The 19,467-nt window shown below is 66.2% G+C and carries 15 protein-coding genes; 5 read left to right on the top strand and 10 right to left on the bottom strand.

Annotated elements, in window-relative coordinates:
- The first annotated feature begins 1 nt into the window (after nt 1).
- Together VE25_RS03260 and VE25_RS03255 are read left to right on the top strand one after the other, a co-directional pair.
- The gene (locus VE25_RS03260) at nt 2-235 is read left to right on the top strand and encodes a hypothetical protein (RefSeq protein ID WP_046107158.1); all 234 of its coding nucleotides are present in this window, start codon (nt 2-4) and stop codon (nt 233-235) included.
- Complete coding sequence (locus VE25_RS03255; protein ID WP_046107157.1) at nt 235-2,949, top strand: sensor histidine kinase; 2,715 nt, start codon at nt 235-237, stop codon at nt 2,947-2,949. The genes VE25_RS03260 and VE25_RS03255 overlap by 1 nt, the downstream gene beginning before the upstream one ends.
- Before the next feature lie 237 nt (nt 2,950-3,186).
- On the opposite strand, the gene VE25_RS03250 is transcribed toward VE25_RS03255, so the two are convergent.
- The 10 genes from VE25_RS03250 to VE25_RS03205 all read right to left on the bottom strand — a co-directional run bounded on the left by VE25_RS03250 (nt 3,187) and on the right by VE25_RS03205 (nt 15,725).
- Nucleotides 3,187-4,029 (bottom strand): HpcH/HpaI aldolase/citrate lyase family protein, encoded by an 843-nt coding sequence (locus tag VE25_RS03250; protein WP_046107156.1) that lies wholly within the window; start codon nt 4,027-4,029, stop codon nt 3,187-3,189.
- Complete coding sequence (locus tag VE25_RS03245; protein WP_052731698.1) at nt 4,026-5,240, bottom strand: CaiB/BaiF CoA transferase family protein; 1,215 nt, start codon at nt 5,238-5,240, stop codon at nt 4,026-4,028. Before VE25_RS03245 ends, VE25_RS03250 begins: the two co-directional genes overlap by 4 nt.
- Nucleotides 5,241-5,242: 2 nt before the next feature.
- Nucleotides 5,243-6,304, bottom strand: coding sequence for an ABC transporter ATP-binding protein (locus tag VE25_RS03240; protein ID WP_046107154.1), 1,062 nt, complete (start codon nt 6,302-6,304; stop codon nt 5,243-5,245).
- Between the two features lie 155 nt (nt 6,305-6,459).
- A complete protein-coding gene (locus VE25_RS03235) occupies nt 6,460-8,559 on the bottom strand; it encodes an ADP-ribosylglycohydrolase family protein (protein ID WP_046107242.1) in 2,100 nt (699 codons plus the stop codon).
- A gap of 27 nt (nt 8,560-8,586) precedes the next feature.
- Nucleotides 8,587-9,777: an ADP-ribosylglycohydrolase family protein gene (locus VE25_RS03230; protein WP_046107153.1), complete on the bottom strand. Its 1,191-nt coding sequence runs from the start codon at nt 9,775-9,777 to the stop codon at nt 8,587-8,589.
- Between the two features lie 213 nt (nt 9,778-9,990).
- Nucleotides 9,991-11,409, bottom strand: coding sequence for an extracellular solute-binding protein (locus VE25_RS03225; RefSeq protein WP_046107152.1), 1,419 nt, complete (start codon nt 11,407-11,409; stop codon nt 9,991-9,993).
- A gap of 44 nt (nt 11,410-11,453) precedes the next feature.
- On the bottom strand, nt 11,454-12,356 hold the full coding sequence (locus VE25_RS03220) for a carbohydrate ABC transporter permease (RefSeq protein WP_046107151.1): 903 nt from the start codon (nt 12,354-12,356) through the stop codon (nt 11,454-11,456).
- A complete protein-coding gene (locus VE25_RS03215; RefSeq protein ID WP_052731697.1) occupies nt 12,356-13,321 on the bottom strand; it encodes an ABC transporter permease in 966 nt (321 codons plus the stop codon). Before VE25_RS03215 ends, VE25_RS03220 begins: the two co-directional genes overlap by 1 nt.
- Nucleotides 13,322-13,323: 2 nt before the next feature.
- Entirely contained in the window at nt 13,324-14,379 is a 1,056-nt protein-coding gene (locus VE25_RS03210) for a LacI family DNA-binding transcriptional regulator (protein WP_046107150.1), read from the bottom strand.
- Nucleotides 14,380-14,786: 407 nt separating this feature from the next.
- Nucleotides 14,787-15,725, bottom strand: coding sequence for a sugar-binding transcriptional regulator (locus VE25_RS03205; RefSeq protein WP_046107149.1), 939 nt, complete (start codon nt 15,723-15,725; stop codon nt 14,787-14,789).
- 234 nt (nt 15,726-15,959) lie between these two features.
- Here VE25_RS03205 and VE25_RS03200 point away from each other — a divergent pair, with 234 nt between their 5' ends.
- The 3 genes from VE25_RS03200 (at nt 15,960) to VE25_RS03190 (ending at nt 19,334) form a co-directional block, all read left to right on the top strand.
- Nucleotides 15,960-17,237 carry an extracellular solute-binding protein gene (locus VE25_RS03200; protein WP_244466859.1) on the top strand — a complete coding sequence of 426 codons (1,278 nt, stop codon included), beginning with the start codon at nt 15,960-15,962 and terminating at the stop codon, nt 17,235-17,237.
- Nucleotides 17,238-17,304: 67 nt separating this feature from the next.
- Nucleotides 17,305-18,207 (top strand): ABC transporter permease, encoded by a 903-nt coding sequence (locus tag VE25_RS03195; protein WP_046107239.1) that lies wholly within the window; start codon nt 17,305-17,307, stop codon nt 18,205-18,207.
- Nucleotides 18,208-18,413: 206 nt separating this feature from the next.
- The gene (locus VE25_RS03190; RefSeq protein WP_046107148.1) at nt 18,414-19,334 is read left to right on the top strand and encodes an ABC transporter permease subunit; all 921 of its coding nucleotides are present in this window, start codon (nt 18,414-18,416) and stop codon (nt 19,332-19,334) included.
- Nucleotides 19,335-19,467: the final 133 nt, after the last annotated feature.

Raw genomic sequence — 19,467 nt, 5'->3', positions numbered from 1 at the left:
AGTGGATCGCGGCAAGCGTATCAGCGCCGCCTTCGTCCTCACCCTTGCCGGGCTCATCGCCATGATGCCGCCGCTGACCGGGCTCTTCCAATGGCGCACCCGCGCCTTCGGCCTGCCGGTCGAGGTGATCTACCTTTTCGCCGTCTGGGCCGCGCTCGTCCTCGGCGCGGTCCTTCTCGCTCGGGTCATGCCGGCCGATCCGCCCTCCTCCGACGCGATGGGGCGCGACGGCTGATGCTCTCGGCCGACCTCGTCATCGCCACCGCCATCGCCTATGTCGGGCTCCTCTTCCTCATCGCCTATGTGGGCGACCGGCGCACGCGCAACCGCCCCGGCGGCCTCTTGCGCTCGCCGCTCGTCTATACGCTCTCGATCTCCGTCTACTGTACGAGCTGGACGTTCTACGGCGCCGTCGGTTCGGCGGCGCGCGACGGGCTCGAATACCTCGCCATCTATCTGGGGCCGACCATTGTCTTCGTCGGCTGGTGGTTTATCCTGCGGCGCCTCGTGCGCATCAGCCACGAGCAGCGCATCACGTCGGTCGCCGATCTCCTCTCCTCACGCTTCGGCAAGTCGAGCCGGCTGGCGGTGCTGGTGACGGTCATCGCCGTCATCGCCATCGCGCCCTATATCGCGCTGCAGCTCAAAGCCGTGACCTCTTCGATCCAGGCGATCGCCGGCACCTCCGAGATGGCGCGCGGGCGGCTCGCCGGCATCGACGAGGTCGGCCTCGCTTTCGGCGTCGCAGCGGGCATGGCGCTTTTCACCATCCTTTTCGGCACGCGCAATGTCGATGCCAAGGAGCAGCACCACGGCGTCGTCGCCGCCATCGCCTTCGAGGCGGTGGTGAAATTGACCGCCTTCATCGCCGTCGGGCTTTTCGTCCTCTATGCCGGCGGCGGGTTCGAGCCGATCTTCGCCACCGCCGAGGCCAGGGGCATCGACACCTATTCGAGCGATACCTTCGGCACGCGCTGGGTGGCGATGAACCTCCTCTCGTTCGCCGCCATCATCTGCCTGCCGCGCCAGTTCCAGATCACCGTCGTCGAGAACTCCGACGAGAACCACCTGCGCGCCGCCTCCTGGGCGTTCCCGCTCTACATGCTGGCGATGAGCCTCTTCACGCTGCCGATCGCGCTTTATGGCCTGACCGCCATGCCGGCGGGCGCCAACCCCGACATGTTCGTCCTCACGCTCCCCCTCTCGGCCGGCCAGGACTGGCTGGCGCTCTTCGCCTTCATCGGCGGGTTCTCCTCGGCAACCTCGATGATCATCGTCGAATCCATCGCGCTCTCGATCATGGTCTCCAACCACATCGTCATGCCCATGGTGCTGCGGCTCGCCGCCGATGCGCGCTCGGGCAATGGGCGCGGGGTCAGCCGGCTGCTGCTCAACTCGCGCCGGTTCTCCATCGTCCTCATCCTCGGCCTCGGCTTCACCTACTTCTTCATGACGCGCGATTCCGACGCATTGGCGCCCATCGGGCTCATCTCGTTTGCCGGCGTCGCGCAGTTCCTGCCGGCGATCCTTGCCGCGCTCTTTTGGCGCGAGGCCTCGATCAAGGCGGCAACGGCAGCGGTCGCCGTCGGCTTCGTCGTGTGGGCATGGTCGAGCTTCATGCCTTCCTTCCAATCCTCTTCGGCGACGGTCGCCGCCATCATGGCCGAGGGGCCGTGGAGTATATCGTGGCTGCGGCCCGAGGCGCTCTTCGGGCTCGAAGGGCTCGACCCGCTGGTGCACGCGGTGTTCTGGAGCCTCTTCCTCAACTGCGCGACCCTCGCCATCGTCTCGCTCCTCACCAATCGCTCGGCGCTGGAGCGGCTGCAGGCCAACCTCTTCGTCAACGTCTTCGGCCGGCCGGGCGGCTCGGGGCAAAGTTTCATCCGCGGCTCGGCGACCGCCAATGACCTCTTCTTCGTTGCCCAGCGCGTCCTCGGCGACGAGCGGGCCGTGGCCCTCTTCAGCGCCGAGGCGAGCGACACCGGGCGGCTCTGGACCGATATCGAGCCGAGTCCCGCCTTCATCGGGCGACTGGAGCGCGAGCTTGCCGGCTCGATCGGCGCGGCCTCGGCGCATGTGATGCTCTCCAAGGTCGTTTCGGGCGACGCCATTTCGCTCGAGGAAGTGATGCAGATGGCCGACGAGACGCAGCAGGCCATCGAATATTCCCAGCGCCTCGAAAAGACCTCGGCGGAGCTGCGCTCGACCGCCGAGCAACTGGAGATCGCCAACCGGCAGCTGCGCGACCTCGACCAGGCCAAGGACGACTTTTTGAGCCAGGTGAGCCATGAGGTCAGGACCCCGATGACCGCCATCCGCGCCTTCTCGGAAATCCTGCTCGACACCGGTGAGTTGAAGGGCGCCGAGCGGGAGAAATTCATCTCCACGATCCACAAGGAGAGCCTGCGCCTGACGACGCTGCTCGACGAGATCCTCGACCTCTCGGCGCTGGAACGGGGCGAGCGCGGTTGGGAGAACCAGCCGGTCGACGCGGAAGCGGCGCTCGACCAGGCGGTGCAGGTATGCGATGCGCTCGCCCGGCAGCGGGGGATGGAGGTGCGCTTCGCGAGCCGAGCCGAAGCCGCAACCGTGGCGGCCGACCCCGACCGGCTGGGACAGGTGTTGATCAACCTCATCAGCAACGCCATCAAGTACAACAGCGCCGAAGCGCCGGAGGTGACCGTCTCCTCCCGGGTCGAGAACGGCGAGTATTGCATCGAGGTCAGCGACAACGGCCCCGGCATCGCCAAGGCCGATTACAGCAAGATCTTCGAAAAGTTCTATCGCGGCCGGCAGGCCGGCCCGGACCAATCCGGCGCAGGTCTGGGTCTTGCCATCAGCCGGCAGATCGTTGCGCGCATGAACGGCACGCTGGAGCTGGTCGACGGCACGAAGCGCGGCGCATGCTTCCGCGTGACGCTGCCGCTGCTCAGGGAGACAGTTGTCTAGTTTCCCTCAAGGAGCACGGCAATCGCATATGGCACCTTCCCTTCTCCCCTTGTGGGAGAAGGTGCCCGAAGGGCGGATGAGGGGTCTGCGATGCTTCAACAAGGCGCCGGTGGACGTGGCGGCATCGCGGACCCTCACCCTGATTTTCCGCTGGACACGGAAAATCGGTCCCTCTCCCACAAGGGGAGAGGGGAGGGTGCCTGCCGCCCTTTCGGAGCATGGGCGATAGCCTTCCCCTCAAGGGGGAGGGGAGTAGTCCCGTGCCTGCTCCAGGAGCCGGCGCGCCCGTTGGATCACCGGCGCATCGACCATGCGGCCGTCCACCGCGAACGCGCCCTGCTCCGTCCGGGCGGCCTCGACAACCCGGCGGGCCCAGTCCAGCTCCGCGGGGCTGGGGCTGAACGCGGCGTTGAGCAGCGGAACGATGGCCGGATGGACGCAGGTTGCGCCATCGAAACCGAAGGTCCGCGCCTCTACGGCAGCCGCTCGGATAGCCTCGTGGTCGGCATAGTCGGCAACGGAGCGCAGAAGGCCGAACGAGAGCAGCCCCTCGGCCTTGGCGGCGTAGTGGACGAGGAGCTTGGGCAGGCGCAGCACCTCGGGAGAGGGCTGCGCATCCATGGCAAGTGCCAGGTCCTCGCCGCCGCCCATCATGCCCATGAGACGCGGGCCGCGCGCGATGACCCGGGCATCGAGCACGGCGCCGGGCGACTCGATGAGCGCGATGACGCGGGTTGCGGGGCGTCCGGTGCCTTCCGCCCGCTCCAGGATCATGGCGAGATCGGCAAGATCGTTGGGGCTTTCGGTCTTGGGCAGGACCACGCCATCGGCGCCGGCCCGCACGGCCGCCGTCGCGTCTTCGGCGAGCAGGTCCGCATGGTTGTTGACGCGCACGAACACGCGCACACCGCTGCGGCGCACCGAGGGTACCGCTTCGGCCAGAGCGGCTCGCGCCGCGCCTTTATCCGCGGGAGCAACAGCATCCTCGAGGTCGAGGATCACCGCGTCGGCACCGCGCTCATGGGCCTTGGCGATGAAGCGCTCGGAACTCGCCGGCACGTAGAGCAGCGAGCGCATCATTGCGCCGGCTCCAGCGCAAGGGCCGCCGCGATGGCCTCCGCATCGAGCCCGACCTCGGCCAGAATCTCGCGGCCGTGCTCGCCCTGCGCCGGGGCCGGCCGGCGCCAGACGCCGGGTGTGGCGGAGAGACGCGGCACGATGTTGTGCATGGCGAGCGCGCCGAAGTCCTCGTCTTCCGCCTCGACGATGATCTCGCGCTCGCGATAGTGCGCATCGACCATGATGTCGGCGATGTCGTAGACCGGGCCGACGGTCGCGCCAGCCTCGCGCGTGACGGCGAGGGCCTCCTCGCTCCTGCGCTGCGCAAACCAGGCGCCGACCGCCTCGTCGACCAGGGCGCGGTTCTTCACGCGATCGGAATTGGTGGCAAAACGCGGATCGGCGTTCATGTCCGGGCGCCCGATGATCTCGAAGATGCGGCGGGCAACGCCGGGGGTCGAGCCCGAGAGCGCCAGGTACTTGCCATCGGCGCAGCGGTAGACGTTGCGCGGCGAGGCGGTGTTGGAGGCGCTGCCGACCCGTTGCTTGACCTTGCCGGTCTGCGAAAAGATCGCCGCCTCGGGCCCCAGCACCGAGTACATGGGCTCGAGCAGCGACAGGTCGATCACCTGCCCGCGCGCGAGCCCGCGCTCGCGGGCAAGGAGCGCGGTCATGGTGGCGGAGGCGCCGTAGATGCCGGCGATCATGTCGGCGAGCGCCAGGGGCGGCAGCACCGGCTCGCGATCGGGGAACCCGGTGCGATCGGCAAAGCCGCTCATCGCCTCGACGATGGTGCCGAAGCCCGGCAGATGCGCATAGGGCCCGGTCTGGCCGAAGCCGGAGATGCGCACGATGATGAGGTCCGGGTTGGCCTCAAGCAGCGCCTCGGGCGCGAGGCCCATTTTCTCCAGCGTGCCGGGACGGTAGTTCTCGATGAAGACATCCGCCGTCTCGACAAGCTTCCAGAGCGCATCCATGGCGCTCCCGCGCCGCAAGTCCAGCGTGATCGAGCGCTTGTTGCGGCCATAGGTCTTCCAGAAGAACGAGTGTCCCTCGTCCTTCCAGTCGCGCAGGGGATCGCCGGCGGGCGGCTCGACCTTGACGACATCGGCGCCGAAATCGCCGAGCTGCAGCGAGAGCATGTTGCCCGCCATCAGCCGCGACAGGTCGAGGACGCGGATGCCTCGGAGCGGCCCTTGAACCTCGGGATCGAAATGCCGGACCTCACCCATCCTCAGCGCAGCCTCGCCCCGCTCGCCTTGTCGAACAGCAGCACCCGCTGCGGGTCGATGGCAAGGCGCAGCGTCTCACCCGGGTGCAGCATCGCATGATCGCGCACCACGACGGAGATGTTCTGTCCCCCGATCGTAGCCAGCACCTCCTGCGCCTCGCCGGTCGGTTCGACGACGACGATCTCGGCCGGCACGCCGGTATCGGCAAGGCCGATGTGCTGCGGGCGGATGCCGTAGACGACCTCGCTGCCGGAAGACAGCTCCAGCGGCTGCGCAACGGGCAGCGCCGTGCCGTCGGCGAGCCGCACGTCTCGGCCGCCCTCGCCGATCTTGGCGGGTAGAAGGTTCATCTCGGGCGAGCCGATGAAGCCGGCGACGAAGAGGTTGTTGGGGTCGGCATAGAGCTCGAGCGGCGGGCCCGCCTGCTCGATCCTGCCGCCGTTCAGCACCACGATCTTGTCGGCCATGGTCATGGCCTCAGTCTGATCGTGGGTGACGTAGACGGTGGTCCTGCCGAGGCGTTGGTGCAGCGCCTTGATCTCGGCGCGCATGCGGACGCGCAGCTTCGCGTCGAGATTGGAGAGCGGCTCGTCGAAGAGGAAGGCGCGCGGGTTCCTGACGATCGCACGGCCCATGGCGACGCGCTGGCGCTGGCCGCCGGAGAGCTCCTTGGGCAACCTGTCGAGCAGGTTCTCGAGCCCCAGAATCTGCGCCGCCTCGGCGACGCGCTGCCAGATTTCGGCCTTCGGCGCGCCGGCAAGCTTTAAAGCAAAGCTCATGTTGTCGGCGACCTTCATGTGCGGATAGAGCGCATAGCTCTGGAAGACCATGGCAAGGTCGCGCTCCTTGGCCGGCATGTTGTTGACGACCTTGCCGCCGATGGTGATCTCGCCCGCCGTGATATCCTCGAGCCCGGCGATCATGCGCAAAAGCGTCGATTTCCCGCAGCCGGAGGGGCCGACGAGGACGACGAACTCGCCCTCCTCCATCTTGAGCGAGATATCGTTGAGCACGCTGACGGACCCATAGGCCTTGCCGACGTGGTTGAGTTCGATCTCAGACATTCACAGATCCTCCCGAAGGCAAGGCCCCTCACCCGACGCTGCGCGTCGACCTCTCCCCCAATAGGGAGAGGTGAAGGGGGGCACTGCCGTATGGCTCGCAACACCTCTCCCTTGGGAGAGAGGTCGGCCCGAAGGGCCGGGTGAGGGGGCCTTCCTCATGCACGTTCAACAATCTCGACGACGCCGACGCTCATGCGGCCGGGCGCGGCCATACGCAGGCCCACCATGCCGTAGGCGAAGCTGGCGTCTTTCGCCTCCAGCACCGGCTTGCCGTCGACGGAGAAGCTGAGCTTGTCGCCATCCACCGAGAAGGCGAAGGCATAGCTGCGGCCGGTTTCCGGTTTGAACGGCGCGCGGGCGAGGACGGTGGTGCCGAAGTCCTCCTTGACGATCACCACATCGTCGCCGTCAAAGCCCGCCGCGTAGAAGCGGCTGGTGCCCTGGGCACGGGCGGTGACGAGCTGCGAGGTACCGGCAAGGCGCCGGATGTCGGCGGTAACCGTCAGATCGCGGGCGTAGTAGTGCCCGGTCCACATGTCGGCGTCGCCGGCGGTGTGGGCATGGATGCGCCCGTCCTGCCTGGTCCAGTGACCGCGGTTCCAGGTGAAGCGCGAGATCGCGCCCCATTCCTGCGTCTCGACCTTGGGATCGATGCGCGCGTGACCCGCGCCCTCGATGCGGAAATCGGCGAGGAACAGGCGGCCGAGGAATTTGAGGCGGCCGAAATACTCGATCGAGATGCCGATCTCGTCGATGGCCTCGTCGCCTTCGGGAACGGTGAAGCTCACCTCCTGCCAGCCCTCGCTCGAGGGCACGTGCCAGGCGCCGGTCTCCTCGATCGTCCCGCTCATGGTGCGGCGCACATAGGGGGCGATGCGCAGGTTCCCGTCGCCGTTCCACGGGTCGAGCCAGAGCTTGAACGAGACGGTCTGGCCGGCATCGACCAAGGGCGAGAACATCGGCCGGTAGCGCTCGTCGTCGAAGTCGGCGCGGCGGTAGAACGGCTTCCAGAAGACGCGCCCGCCCTGCCCCCGCTCCAGCCGGTCGAGCAGGATCTCGAGGCTGCCGCGCGAGTCCTCCGTGTGGCGCTCGGCCGAGCCCTTGACGGCGATCTGCTTGAACCCTTCCGTGCGGAAGCCGTGGGTCGAACCGGCCAAGTCGAAATCGAAGCGCACGCCGCGCCGCGTCATGTCCTCGACCCAGAGCGCGGGCGCCTCGCGGCCGGCAAGCTCGAGCGCCAGCACTGTCAGCTCTCGGGCGAACGTCGGGATATCGACGATGTTGATGGAGCCGACGACGCCGGAAGCGACGAGGAAGTCGTTGATAGGCTTTCTATACTTGTCCCAGCCCGGCTGCAGGCCCTGGAACGTGCCGACGATGGCGCCCGCATTGCCCGCGTTGCAGTCGGTATCCCAGCCGGCCATGGTGGCGATCTCGACGGTGCGCGGCAGGTCGCCGCGTCCGTAGACGATCGCCATCACCGTCACGCCGGCATTCGGTATGATGTGGCAGACGCCCGGATAGCGGTCATAGCCCCACTCGGCCGTCAGCATGTCGCGGCAGGCGCGCCAGTCGTCGGGATGGGCCTTGTGGAAGGCGATGACGGCGTTGGCGACGCGGGCGTAAAGGCTCTCGGGCGGGATCGTCGCAAGGGCAACCGCAACGACCTCCTCGATGGTCTGCGCCTCGAAGGCGGCGGCGATGGCGGCGGCGCAGAAGCGGGCGCCGTTGAGGCCCTCGCCGTCATGGGCGACGCTCGCGGCCATTGCAGACATTTTGGCTGCCTTTTCCGGATTGCCCGGGTTCACCCAGCCCCAGCTGTCGATGAAGATCTGCCCGCCGATCTGTTCGGCAACGGTCGTGCCGTTGGTGGCGATGGAGCCCGACTGCGGGGCCGGAATGCCGGCGCGCAGGTTGCGATAGGCGGTGTGCTCCGTCGAGACGCCATAGCCGCCCCACCAGTACATGCCGTGTTCTTCGGCCGCGTAGTTGAGCCAAGTCTTGCCGACATCCTCGGCGGTGGCATCGAGCCCGTAGTCGCGCAGCGCCCGGATGAAGTAGACCGGCCCGTTGGTGTCGTCGTCGGCGGCGAAGTTCTTGAAGTCGCGCAGGTATTGCGTCACCTCACCATAGGTGCCCCGGATGCGCTCATAGCTCCAGATTGTGGGCTCCACCGGCGCGCCGAGGCGCACGCCGATGGCCTTGCCGATGAAGCCGGCATAGATCTTTTCAAGGATTTGGTCGGGAGAGAGCATCAAACGTCTTTCGGGGCAGGGTTGAAATCAGGCGATGGTGGCAAGGTCTGGAGCGCCGATGAGCGTGGCGCGGTCGGCTTCGCGCTTTTGAACCGCGGCGCGGTCGGCGGCGAGGATGGCGAGCGCCGTATCGGCGAACGCGTCGGCGGAAGCCCTGATATCCATGGCGTTGGCTTCGTCGAGCCGGCGCGCGTCGGCCGGATCAATCACCGCCTCGCCGTGCAGCGCCCCAAGGATGGCGCCGGCCATGACGCCGATGGAATCGGTGTCGCGGCCAGAGTTGATCCCGTCCTCGATCGCGCGGCGGAAATCGCCGTCGTTGAGGATGCAGAAGCCCAAGGCCAGCGGCAGCTCCTCGATGGCGGCTAGGCGCGAGGGGCGGTAGGCGTCGGTCACCCGCCCGGCATTCTCGGCCACATGGTTGACGTCATCGCCGATCGTCGAATAGCGCGCGATCGCCTCGTGGAAGGCGTCGCATACGGCGGGATGGTCGGCACCGGCGCGGCGGAGCTTGCGCGCTTCCTCAGCGATATCGGCAATGGCCGCACGGGTGCCGTCCTTGGCCAGCGCCAGCACGGTTTCGACGATGGTTTCGATATTCGTATTCGGAACGAAAGCGGCGGCGACAGCGGCGGCCATGACGCCGGCGGCCTCGAGCCCGTAGCTTTCTTGGTGGCCGGAAGCGAAGGCGATGGCCTCGTCATAGGCGGCCTTCGGGTCGCAGGCATTCACGACGCCGACGGGCGCGATGTACATGGCCGCTCCACAGTTGACCATGTTGCCGATACCGCCCTGGCGCGGATCGCAGCTCGTCAGCTGGTGGCGCTGGAATATCCACTTCTCGGGATAGAACAGGCGCTCGATGAGCATCGCCTCGCGCTGCAGCTCGGGGACCCAGCGGGGCGTCCAGGCGATCTGGCGCACCATGCCGTCGGCCATATCCCAGGCGTCGAGATGGCGCCTGACCTCGGCGTAGATCTCCATCAGCGCCAGCGTCATCAGCGTATCGTCGGTGACGATGCCGTTGCCGCGGATACGTCCGTTGCGGGCTTCCGGGGGCAGGTTCATCTTGTGCCAGGTCGTATCGAGGGAGGTTACCCGCCCATAACGTTCGCGGATGGCCTTGGCCGGGAGCTTTTCCACCGGGGCGCCCAGCGCATCGCCGAGGGCGACGCCATGGACAAGAGCGCGCACGCGGCCACGGAAGGCATCAGTCATGGGTGGGTTCCTTTGCACCTGAAGCAGTCGAACTCTCTGCCAGGTGACGGAGGAACGGCCCCCTCACCCGGCGCTGCGCGCCGACCTCTCCCCCCAAGGGAGAGGTGAGCACCGCGGCCGCGCCAGCGTCCCCTCTCCCTTTGGGGGAGAGGGACAGGGTGAGGGGGCCTTCGCCACACCCTGTCAAATGTCCTGACGCCGGCGCTAGCCACTTCACTCGCCCAGGACGCTGCGGGCGTATTCGTTGAGCCGCGCGCCGCCAGCCGATTCCCACTCGGCGACGTACTGGTCCCACTGGTCCATCGAGGCTTCGCCGGAGATGAACTTGTAGACCCACGAGCGATAGACGTTCTCGGTCGCGTCGAGGTCGGCGGCGTATTGGGCCGGGAAGACGAAGGCGTTGTCAGGCGTGTAGTACTCGGCGATCCGGTCGAGCGAGGCGACCGCCGCTTCCGATTGCCAGACGACCGGCGGCTGCCAGTTGGCCGTCGCCATGAAGCGGGCATACCAGGTCGAGATCTTGTCGGTGACTTCGGTGACGTCGCCCGAGCCGGTATAGTGCTCGCCCTCGAAGCCCATGCGGTCCATCATCTGGCCTTCGGGGCTGGCGAGGAAATCGAGGATGGCGACGACCGCCTCCTTGTTCTCGGACAGGACCGACATGGCAAAGCCGCGGCTCTCCTTGGAGACGTCGACAGCCTGCAGGCCGCGCCCGCCGGGGCCCTCGGGCGGCGCCAGGAGCACGAGCTCGGCGTCGGGCTCGACCTGGCGGAGCTTGCCGCCATAGATGTCGATCACCTCCATCGACGAGCCGAGGATGACTCCGACCCGGCCGGTGTAGAACTTGTCCTCCTTGGTGTCCCACTTGGTGGTGATGTATTCGGGGTCATAGAGGCCCTGTTCACGCAATGAGGCATAGAAGGCGATCTTGTCCCGCTCCTCCTGCGTCACGCGCGAGTGCACCCATTCGCCCGCCTCGTTCTTCATCCAGGTGGCCGAGACGCCGAAGGCCTGGTTGAAGATCGCGTCGAGCTCGTTGGTGTTGTCGGCGGTGGTGATGCCGTAGGTGTCGTCCTGCCCGTTGCCGTCGAAGTCGCCGTCGCGGATGGCGGAAAAGAGCGCCACGTAGTCCTCGACGGTCTGCGGCGCCTCGAGCCCGGACTGTTCCAGCCACTCCCTGCGTATGACCGGCTGGGGAATGCGCAGCGGATAGGGGTAGAGCAGGTATGGGTAGTTCTCGAGGCGGGCGCGATTGTGCTCGTAGAGCGCGTCCTTGAGGTATTCCGTCTGCTCGATCCATGGGCGCCAGTCCTCGAGGATGCCCTGCTCGACCATCTTGGCGTCGCCGCCCTGGAAGTAGATGAGATCCGGGATATCGCCCGAGAGTAGCATGACGCCCAGCGCATCGGCATAACCGGACGAGGGCAGATCGACGATCTGGATATCGACCTCGGTGCCGCGTTCGGCCAGCGCAGCTTCGATGCGCTCGATATGGGCGACGTCCTCGGGATTGGTGGTCAAGAGGTCCTTCGAGACGATCCGCACGGTCGCGGGCTGCGCCATGGCCGTCGCGACAAGGCCGAGGCTCAGCGCCAGAGCCGCCGTCGTGGTCAGTAGTCTCCTTGCGAGCATTGTTGTCTCCTCCGTGATTTGTGCTCGTTGTTGGGGCTTTCTCGTCATCCCTTGAGGGCCCCGGACATAGTGCCCTTGGTGAAGAACTTGAGGATGAGGGGATAGATGATGAGGATCGGTAGGATGGTCAGGATGATCATCCCGGCGTTGAGCGCCCGTATCGAAATCTGGCTGGCGCCGGTGAAATTGCTCATCGCCTGCACGCCCACCATCGAGAGCTTGTCGCCGCCGATGACGAACTGGCGCAGCACCACCTGCAGCGGCCATTTGCTCTGGTCGGTGAGGTAGATCATTGCCCGGAAGAACTCGTTCCAGTGGAAGACGAGGTAGAAGAGGGTGATCGTCGCCAGCGCCGGCCGGGCGAGCGGCAGCACCACGTGCCAGAAGATCTGGAAGGCGTTGGCCCCGTCGAGCTCCCCGGCTTCGAGGAGCTCGTTGGGGATTTCCTCGAAGAAGCGGATGAGGATAATGAGGTACCAGGCGTTGACGGCCTTGTAGAGGATCACCGACCAGTAGGTATCCAAGAGGCCGAGGCGTTTGTTGATGAAATAATCCGGGATGATGCCGGGCTCGAAGACGATGGTGATAAGCACCATCACGAAGAGGAAGCGCCGCCCCGGCAGGCCCGGACGCGACAGGCCCCAGGCCATCAGCGCCGTGAAGGTGACGTTGATCAGCGTGCCGACGCCGGTGATGAGGAGGGAGTTCATCACGCCCTGGCGCACGTTCGGGTGGTTGAGGAGCAACGTCCAGACGTCGAGCGAGAACCCCTCCGGCCAGATGGCGAGCCCGCTCATGCCCGGCACGCGGCCGGGATCGGAAAGCGAGATGGCGGCGAGGTTGAGGATCGGCTGGACGGTCACCACCACCATCAGCAGCATCGTCGAGACGATGATGGCGTATTCGATCCGCTCGAGCGGCGTGCGGCGGTCGTTGCGGCTGGCCATCACCACACCCCCTTGCCGGTCAGGCGCTTGGACACATTGTGGGCGACGATGATGAGCAGCATGCCGAGCACGGCCTTGAAGAGGCCGGCGGCGGTCGCCAGCGAGTATTCGCCGGTCTGCAGGCCGATGCGGTAGACATAGGTGTCGACGATGTCGATCGTGCCGCGCACCACGTCGTTCGACATGTTGATGACCTGGTTGAGGTCGGCCGAGAGGAACATGCCGGCGTTGAGGATGAAGAGGGTGGCGATCGTCGGCACGATGCCGGGGATGGTCACGTACCAGATCTTCTGCCAGCGGTTGGCCCCGTCCATCTCGGCCGCGTCATAAAGCTGCTGGTCGATGGCGATGATGGCGGCGAGGTAGAGGAGGCTGTCCCAGCCGGCCGAGCGCCACATCTCGGAATAGACCAGCACCCAGCGGATGGCGCCGGTGTCGGTCATGTAGGAGCGCGGCTCGAGCCCGAAGAGGCCGGCGATCTGGTTGACGACGCCGCCCGAGGGCGAGAGCGCGGCGATGAAGATGCCGGCGATCACCACCCAGGAGAGGAAGTGCGGCAGGTAGATCGCCGATTGGATGAACTTGCGCAGCGGACCCGAGCGGATCTCGTTGAGGAAGAGTGCCACGAGGATCGGCACCGGGAAGACGAAGGCCATTTTCATCGCCGAGATGATCAGCGTATTGGCCAGCACTTGCCAGAACACGGGCGAGGCGAAGAGCGTCTGGAAGTGCTGCCAGCCCACCCAGATGTTGGGCGGAATGATGCGCACCTGCTCGAAGGCGATCTTGGCTTCCCAGATCGGCAGATAATGGAAGACGACGAAGAAGACGATGCCGGGGGCCATCATCAGGTAGTAGGGCCACCAGCGCTGCGCGCCGCGGAGGAAGGCGGCGCGGCGGGATTCAGTGGGAACGTTCCCAATGATGGATGCGGTATCGAGCCGCTGTTCTTCGCCAGCCGCCATAGTCAGATTCTCCCTGCCCCCGCTTTGCGCTGGGGCGTCCCGACCGAGAGGTCGGCGAGCGAGGCGCGCTCGACCAGTCGGCACGGCAGATGAATGCGGCCGTGTTCCGGCCGTCCTTCGATTTCGTCGAAAAGCCCTTCGACGGCGCGGATGCCCATCTCGCGGCCGGGCTTGGCGATGGTGGTGAGGCCGGGCGTGGTGAAGGCGCCGGCCGGAATGCCGTCGAAGCCGAGGATCGACACATCTTCTGGACACGAAAGCCCCGCCTCGCGCGCGGCCATCATGGCGCCGATGGCCATCATGTCGTTGGCGGCAAAGACGGCGAGGTGCCCGACATGCGGGCGCTTCAGTAGCCGCTGCATGGCGAGCCGCCCGCCCTCGACGGTATATTCGCCGTCCTCCATGACGAGGATCGCCGGATCGATGTCGCGCTCGACGCAATGCTGGTGCACCGAGCGCAGGAAGCGGGCGCGCGCCAGGCGCGACTTGGGCCCGAGGATGAGGTTGGGCGCGACATGCCCCTTTTCGGCCAGGTGGTCGAGCCCCAGCCGCACGGCCTGGGCGATGTCGGAGCCGACACTCGAGGTATCGGGGAAGCGCTCGGCGCTCGAGCCGATGAGGACGAAGGGCAGGCCGAAACGATCGAGATCGTCGAAGCTGTCGGAGACGGGATTGATGATGGCGCCGTCGACCCGGGCACGGCGGAGCGCACTCAGGTGCGCGGCTTCCTTGGCCGCATCCCAGTCGGACGAGAAGACGAGGAGCGAGACGTCGTTCTGCGCCGCCCGATCCTGCGCGCCGCGGGCGACGTCGGCCCAGAACGGGTTGGCGATGTCGGGGATGACGAGGCCGAGGAGACCGCTGCGGCCCGAGCGCATGCCGACGGCAAGGTGGTTGCGCTCGTAGCCGGCGAGCCGCGCGGCCTTCAGCACCCGCTCACGCGTTTCGGCATTGATGTTGGGGGCGCCGGCGAGCGCGCGCGCAGCGGTGCTCTTGGAAACACCGGCCCTGGCTGCGACATCGATGATGGTGGGCCGGCGGCCGCCGCGCTTGCTCATATCCTCATCCCGTACCGCGATGCTTCTGCGAGACACCGTCAGGTGTGGGAACGTTACCAGCATTCAGGAGCGTGTCAAGATGGGGTGTTGGGGTGTTAAACTCGCGTTCGAATAGCGCTCACATTTTACGATATGGCGCGGGACGGGCGTGAAGTTCTCCCCTTCCTGGGGCCTTGATGGTGGTGGCAGGTAATCGCATGTGACCCCGTCCCCTTCTCCCCTTGAGGGAGAAGGTGCCCCGAAGGGGCCGATGAGGGGTCAGCGATGATGCGACACTCACAAGGCCGGTGTGAGTTGCAACATCGCAGACCCCTCACCCTGATTTTCCGCTGAACGCGGAAAATCTGTCCCTCTCCCTCAAGGGGAGAGGGGAAGGGTGCCCGAGCCGCCAATGCCGCAAAGCCGCATCAGCGGCCAGCCAGCATCGTGCGCGCCGTCTCCTCGTCGGTGACGAGGGCGGTGGCGAGGCCGGACTTGACCACCGCCTTGACGATCTCGCGCTTGTGGGCGCCGCCCGAGGCGACGATGCGGCAGGGAATGCGGCGGAACTGGTCGAGCTCGGGCGCCAGCACCTGGGCGTTGATGTCGTGGGCGACAGGCTCGCCATTCGCATCGAGGTATCGCCCGATGATGTCGCCGACGGCGCCCGCGCGTTTCAGGTCCGCGGCCTTGACGCCTTCCGGCAGCCCGTAGCGCACCTGCAGCGAGCGGTCGGAGACGTCGCCGACGCTGAGGAACGCGATGTCGACCTCGCTGATGGCCGCGAAGGTGCGGCGGAAGACGGTCTGCGAGATGATCGCGTCGCGCGATTCGGCGCTTTCGGCATAGATCGGCGCGACGAGATAGCTGCAGCGGGCGCCGAGCACCTGCGCAAACCCGCGCACGATCTCGAAGGTGTTGATCTCCGAGCCTTGGGTGAGCCCACCCATCATCGAGTGCACCTCGAGACCGGGGACATGCATGGGCGCCATGAAGTGCACTGTTTCCTTGAGCGTCGCCCCCCAGCCGACACCCAGCGAACGCGGCTTCACCTTGTTGATCGTGCGGCCGAGATAGCCCGCGGCCACACGTCCGAGCACGGAGTGCAACTGCTCCGGGTCCGCCGGGGTCGGCGCCACCACCGCGTCCTCGAGCCCGAACGCCTCACGCAGTTGCGCCTCCAGCGCCATGCAGTCGGCAAGCCCGGTGTTGAAGGACACGGAGACCAGCCCGTCCTTGAGGGCGCTCGCCAGCATCTCGTTGACGCGCCGGCGGGTGAGGCCCAGCCGCTCGGCGATCTCGGCCTGGGTCAGCCCCTCCACATGATAGAGCCACGCGGCGCGCGCGACGATGTCGGCCTGGTCCATGGAATCAACCCCGCGTCATTCACTCTTTTCACATATGTCACGTCCGTGTAACAAATGTAACATAGACCACCCGACAACCCGATGCACGGTTGGTGCCGTCCCCCGAGTGGGATGACCGCGCAAACGCCAGAAAACGCTGCTGCAGGAGGTTCCGCAATGTTCAGGCTCGATCTGAAGGACAGGCAAATGGGTCTCTATTTCCGTAAAACCGCCGCGGCCTTGCTCGCCGGCGCCATGGGGCTGACGAGCAACGCCGCCATGGCGCAGGAGAAGGTGCGCGTCGAATGGTGGCACGCCATGAGCGGGCGGCTGGGCGAGATCGTCGACCAGCTCATCGCCGATTTCAACGCCTCGCAGGATGAGTACGAGGTCGTCGGCATCAACAAGGGCAGCTATGCCGAAACGTTCGCCGCCATGATCGCGGCCTACCGCGTCGGCCAGCACCCGACGCTGGTGCAGGCGACCGAGCGCAGCTTCCTCACCATGCTCTATTCCGGCGCCGTGGTTCCGGTCGGCGAGTTGATGGAGGCGCAGGGCTACGAGATCGATTGGGACGATTTCGTCACCCCCGTCGCCGACTTCTACATCGTCGACGAAACGCCCGCGGCGCTGCCCTTCAACTCCTCGACCGCCATCCTCTGGTACAACGCCGACCACTTCCGCGCGGCCGGGTTCGATGGTCCCGCGCAGACCTGGCAGAAGCTCGACGAACAGCTCTACGCCATCAAGGAACAGGGCGTCTCCGACTGCTCGATGGCGCTTGCCGGCGACTTCATCTGGAGCATGATCGAAGGGTACTCGGCCATCAACGACTACCCTTACGCCACCAGCGCCAACGGCTATGGCGGGCTCGACACGCAGTACATCTTCAACACCACGCAGGTCGTCGGCCAGGTCGAGCGCATGAAGAAGTGGATCGATGACGATGTGCTGCAGATCGCCGGCCAGGGACTCAGCCCCACCCAGCTCTTCACCTCGGGCGACTGCTCGACCTATATCGCCTCGACCGCGACGCACGCGGCGGTGGAATCGGGCGCCGAGTTCGACTGGAGCGCGACCTTCATGCCCCATGAAGAGGGCACGGCCGAGCCCTTGAACAGCAATATCGGCGGGGCCGCCCTCTGGGTGCTGCAGGGCAAGTCGGACGAGGAGCAGGCCGGCGCCGCCGCCTTCCTCGACTTCATCGCCAAGCCGCAGACTCAGGCCTGGTGGAGCGGCGAGACCGGCTATGTGCCGGTGACCAACGCCGCCTACGAGCTGATGCTGTCGGAAGGGTTCTTCGAAGAGCACCCGACCCGCGAGATCGCCATCCTGCAACTGACCCGCGGGGAGCCGACCGAGAACTCGCGCGGCTTCCGCTTCGGCAACAGCGACCAGACCTTTGCGGTCATGAACGAGGAACTGCAATCGGTCTGGACCGGGCAGAAGACGGTGCAGCAGGCGCTCGATGCCTCGGTCGAGCGCGGCAACCAGATCCTGCGCCAGTACGAGACGCTTCATGCTGGCAAGTGAGCCCATGACCGGCCGGAGGGACGCGCCCGCGCGTCCCTTCTCCCGCTTCGCCCAGCGGCTCGTGCCCATGGCGAGCGAGAGCGGCCTCAAGGCGGCGCATTTCCGCAAGGGGGGCATCGCCGCCTGGCTGCTGGCGCCGCAGCTCCTCATCCTGCTGTTCTTCTTTTTCATCCCCTCCTGGAAGGCGCTCTCCCTCGCCTTCGTCCAGGTCGACCCGTTCGGCGGCACCACCCTCTTCGTCGGGCTCGAGAACTTCACCCGCCTCCTTGCCAGCGACTCCTACCGCGCCAGCGCGGTGTTCACCTTCTGGTTCACCATCATCCAGAACGTGGCGACGCTCGGCATCGCCGGGCTCCTCGCCTTCGCCACCGACCAGGTGATCCGCGGGCGCTTCGTCTACAAGAGCGTGATCCTTCTGCCCTACGCCATCGCGCCGGTGATCTCGGGCGTGCTCTGGGCCTTTCTCTTCAACCCGGCCGTCGGGCCGATGGCGCAGTTCCTGCATTCGCTGGGCATCCCGTGGGACCCGAACCGGCGCCCGTTCGATGCGCAGGTCCTGATCACGGTCGCGGCCGTCTGGAAGCACGTCTGCTACGACTACATCTTCCTCGTCGCCGCGCTGCTGGCCGTGCCGCAATCGCTGATCGAGGCGGCGGCCCTCGATGGGGCCGGGCCTGTGCGCCGGTTCTTCACCGTGTCGGTTCCCATCATCATGCCGACGGTCTTCTACCTCGTCATCATGAACTTCACCTACGGCCTCTTCGACACCTTCGGCATCATCGACGCGGTGACGGCGGGGGGACCGGGCGGGGCCACCAACACGCTGGTCTACAAGGTCTACCAGGACGGCTTCGTCCTCCTCGACCTCGGCTCGTCGGCAGCCCAATCGGTGATCCTGATGGCGATCGCCATCGTCTTCACCATCCTCCAGTTCCGCGCCGTCGAGCGCAAGGTCAACTACCAGGTGTAGGCATGTGGTTTGTTGAAATCGGCGGCCCATTCACCTCTCCCTTTGGGGGAGAGGTCGACGCGAAGCGGCGGGTGAGGGGGCGTTGTGGCGTGTGGAAAGGCCCCCTCACCCGGCCCTCCGCTTCGCTCCGGTCCGACCTCTCCCCCAAGGGAGAGGTGTGGGGCCCGGCAAGGCGACCTGCCCTGCAAACCGACAGGATCTAAACGATGGTCCAGCGCAATCTCGGCCTTTCCATCTTCTGCCACGTGGTGCTGTTCGTCGGCGCGGCGATGGTGTGCCTGCCGCTTTACTTCGCGTTCGTGGCCGGATCGTTGACCGTCTCCGATGTGCAGCAGACCCCCTTCCCCTGGCTGCCGGGACCGCATTTCATCGACAACGTGGTGACGGCCTGGAACGCGGAGGACTTCTCGCGGCTCTATTTCAACTCGATCCTCGTTACGGCCGGGATCGTCATCGGCAAGATCATCGTCTCGCTGATCGCCGCGTTCGCCGTCACCTATTTCCGCTTCCCGTTCCGGATGACGGCGTTCTGGCTGATCTTCGTGTCGCTGATGCTGCCGGTCGAGGTGCGCATCATCCCGACCTACGAGGCAGTGGCGGACGCCGGCGGGCCGCTGCGCTGGTTCTTTGCCACCATCGGCCTTTCCGGCTTCATCGAGAGCACCACGGGCTACCGGCTCGAGGCCGCGCTGCAGTGGAACCTCGTCAACACCTATGGCGGGCTCATTCTGCCGCTCATCGCCTCGGCCTCGGCGACGTTCCTCTTCCGGCAGTTCTTCCTCACCATTCCCGACGACCTCTGCGAGGCGGCGCGCATCGACGGGGCGGGACCGATCAAGTTCTTCTGGGACGTGCTGCTGCCGCTCTCGCGCTCCAATATCGCGGCGCTCTCGATCATCCTCTTCCTTTATGGCTGGAACCAGTATCTCTGGCCCTTGCTCTTCACCACCGAGAAGTCGATGGCGACAGTGATGCTGGGCCTCAAGAACCTGGTGCCCGTCGCCGATGCGGCGCCCGCCTGGAACATCGCCATGGCCGGCGCCTTCTTCGTCATGCTGCCGCCTGCGGCGGTCATCCTCCTCATGCAGCGTTGGTTTGCCAAAGGCCTTGTCGATTCCGGCAAATAGCGCTCACATCGATCTTCAAGGCTATCGCGTATGAATTCTGCGTCGTTGCATTCCCCCTCCCAGCCTCCCCCACACGGGACAAATGGATCGAGAATTGATAACCGCGATATTCGAACGGTGGTGGGTTCCCCCC

Source organism: Devosia geojensis (assembly GCF_000969415.1).
GTDB lineage: Bacteria > Pseudomonadota > Alphaproteobacteria > Rhizobiales > Devosiaceae > Devosia > Devosia geojensis.
Note: the sequence above shows the minus strand (reverse complement) of the source record. Positions and strands in the feature narration are given on the sequence as shown.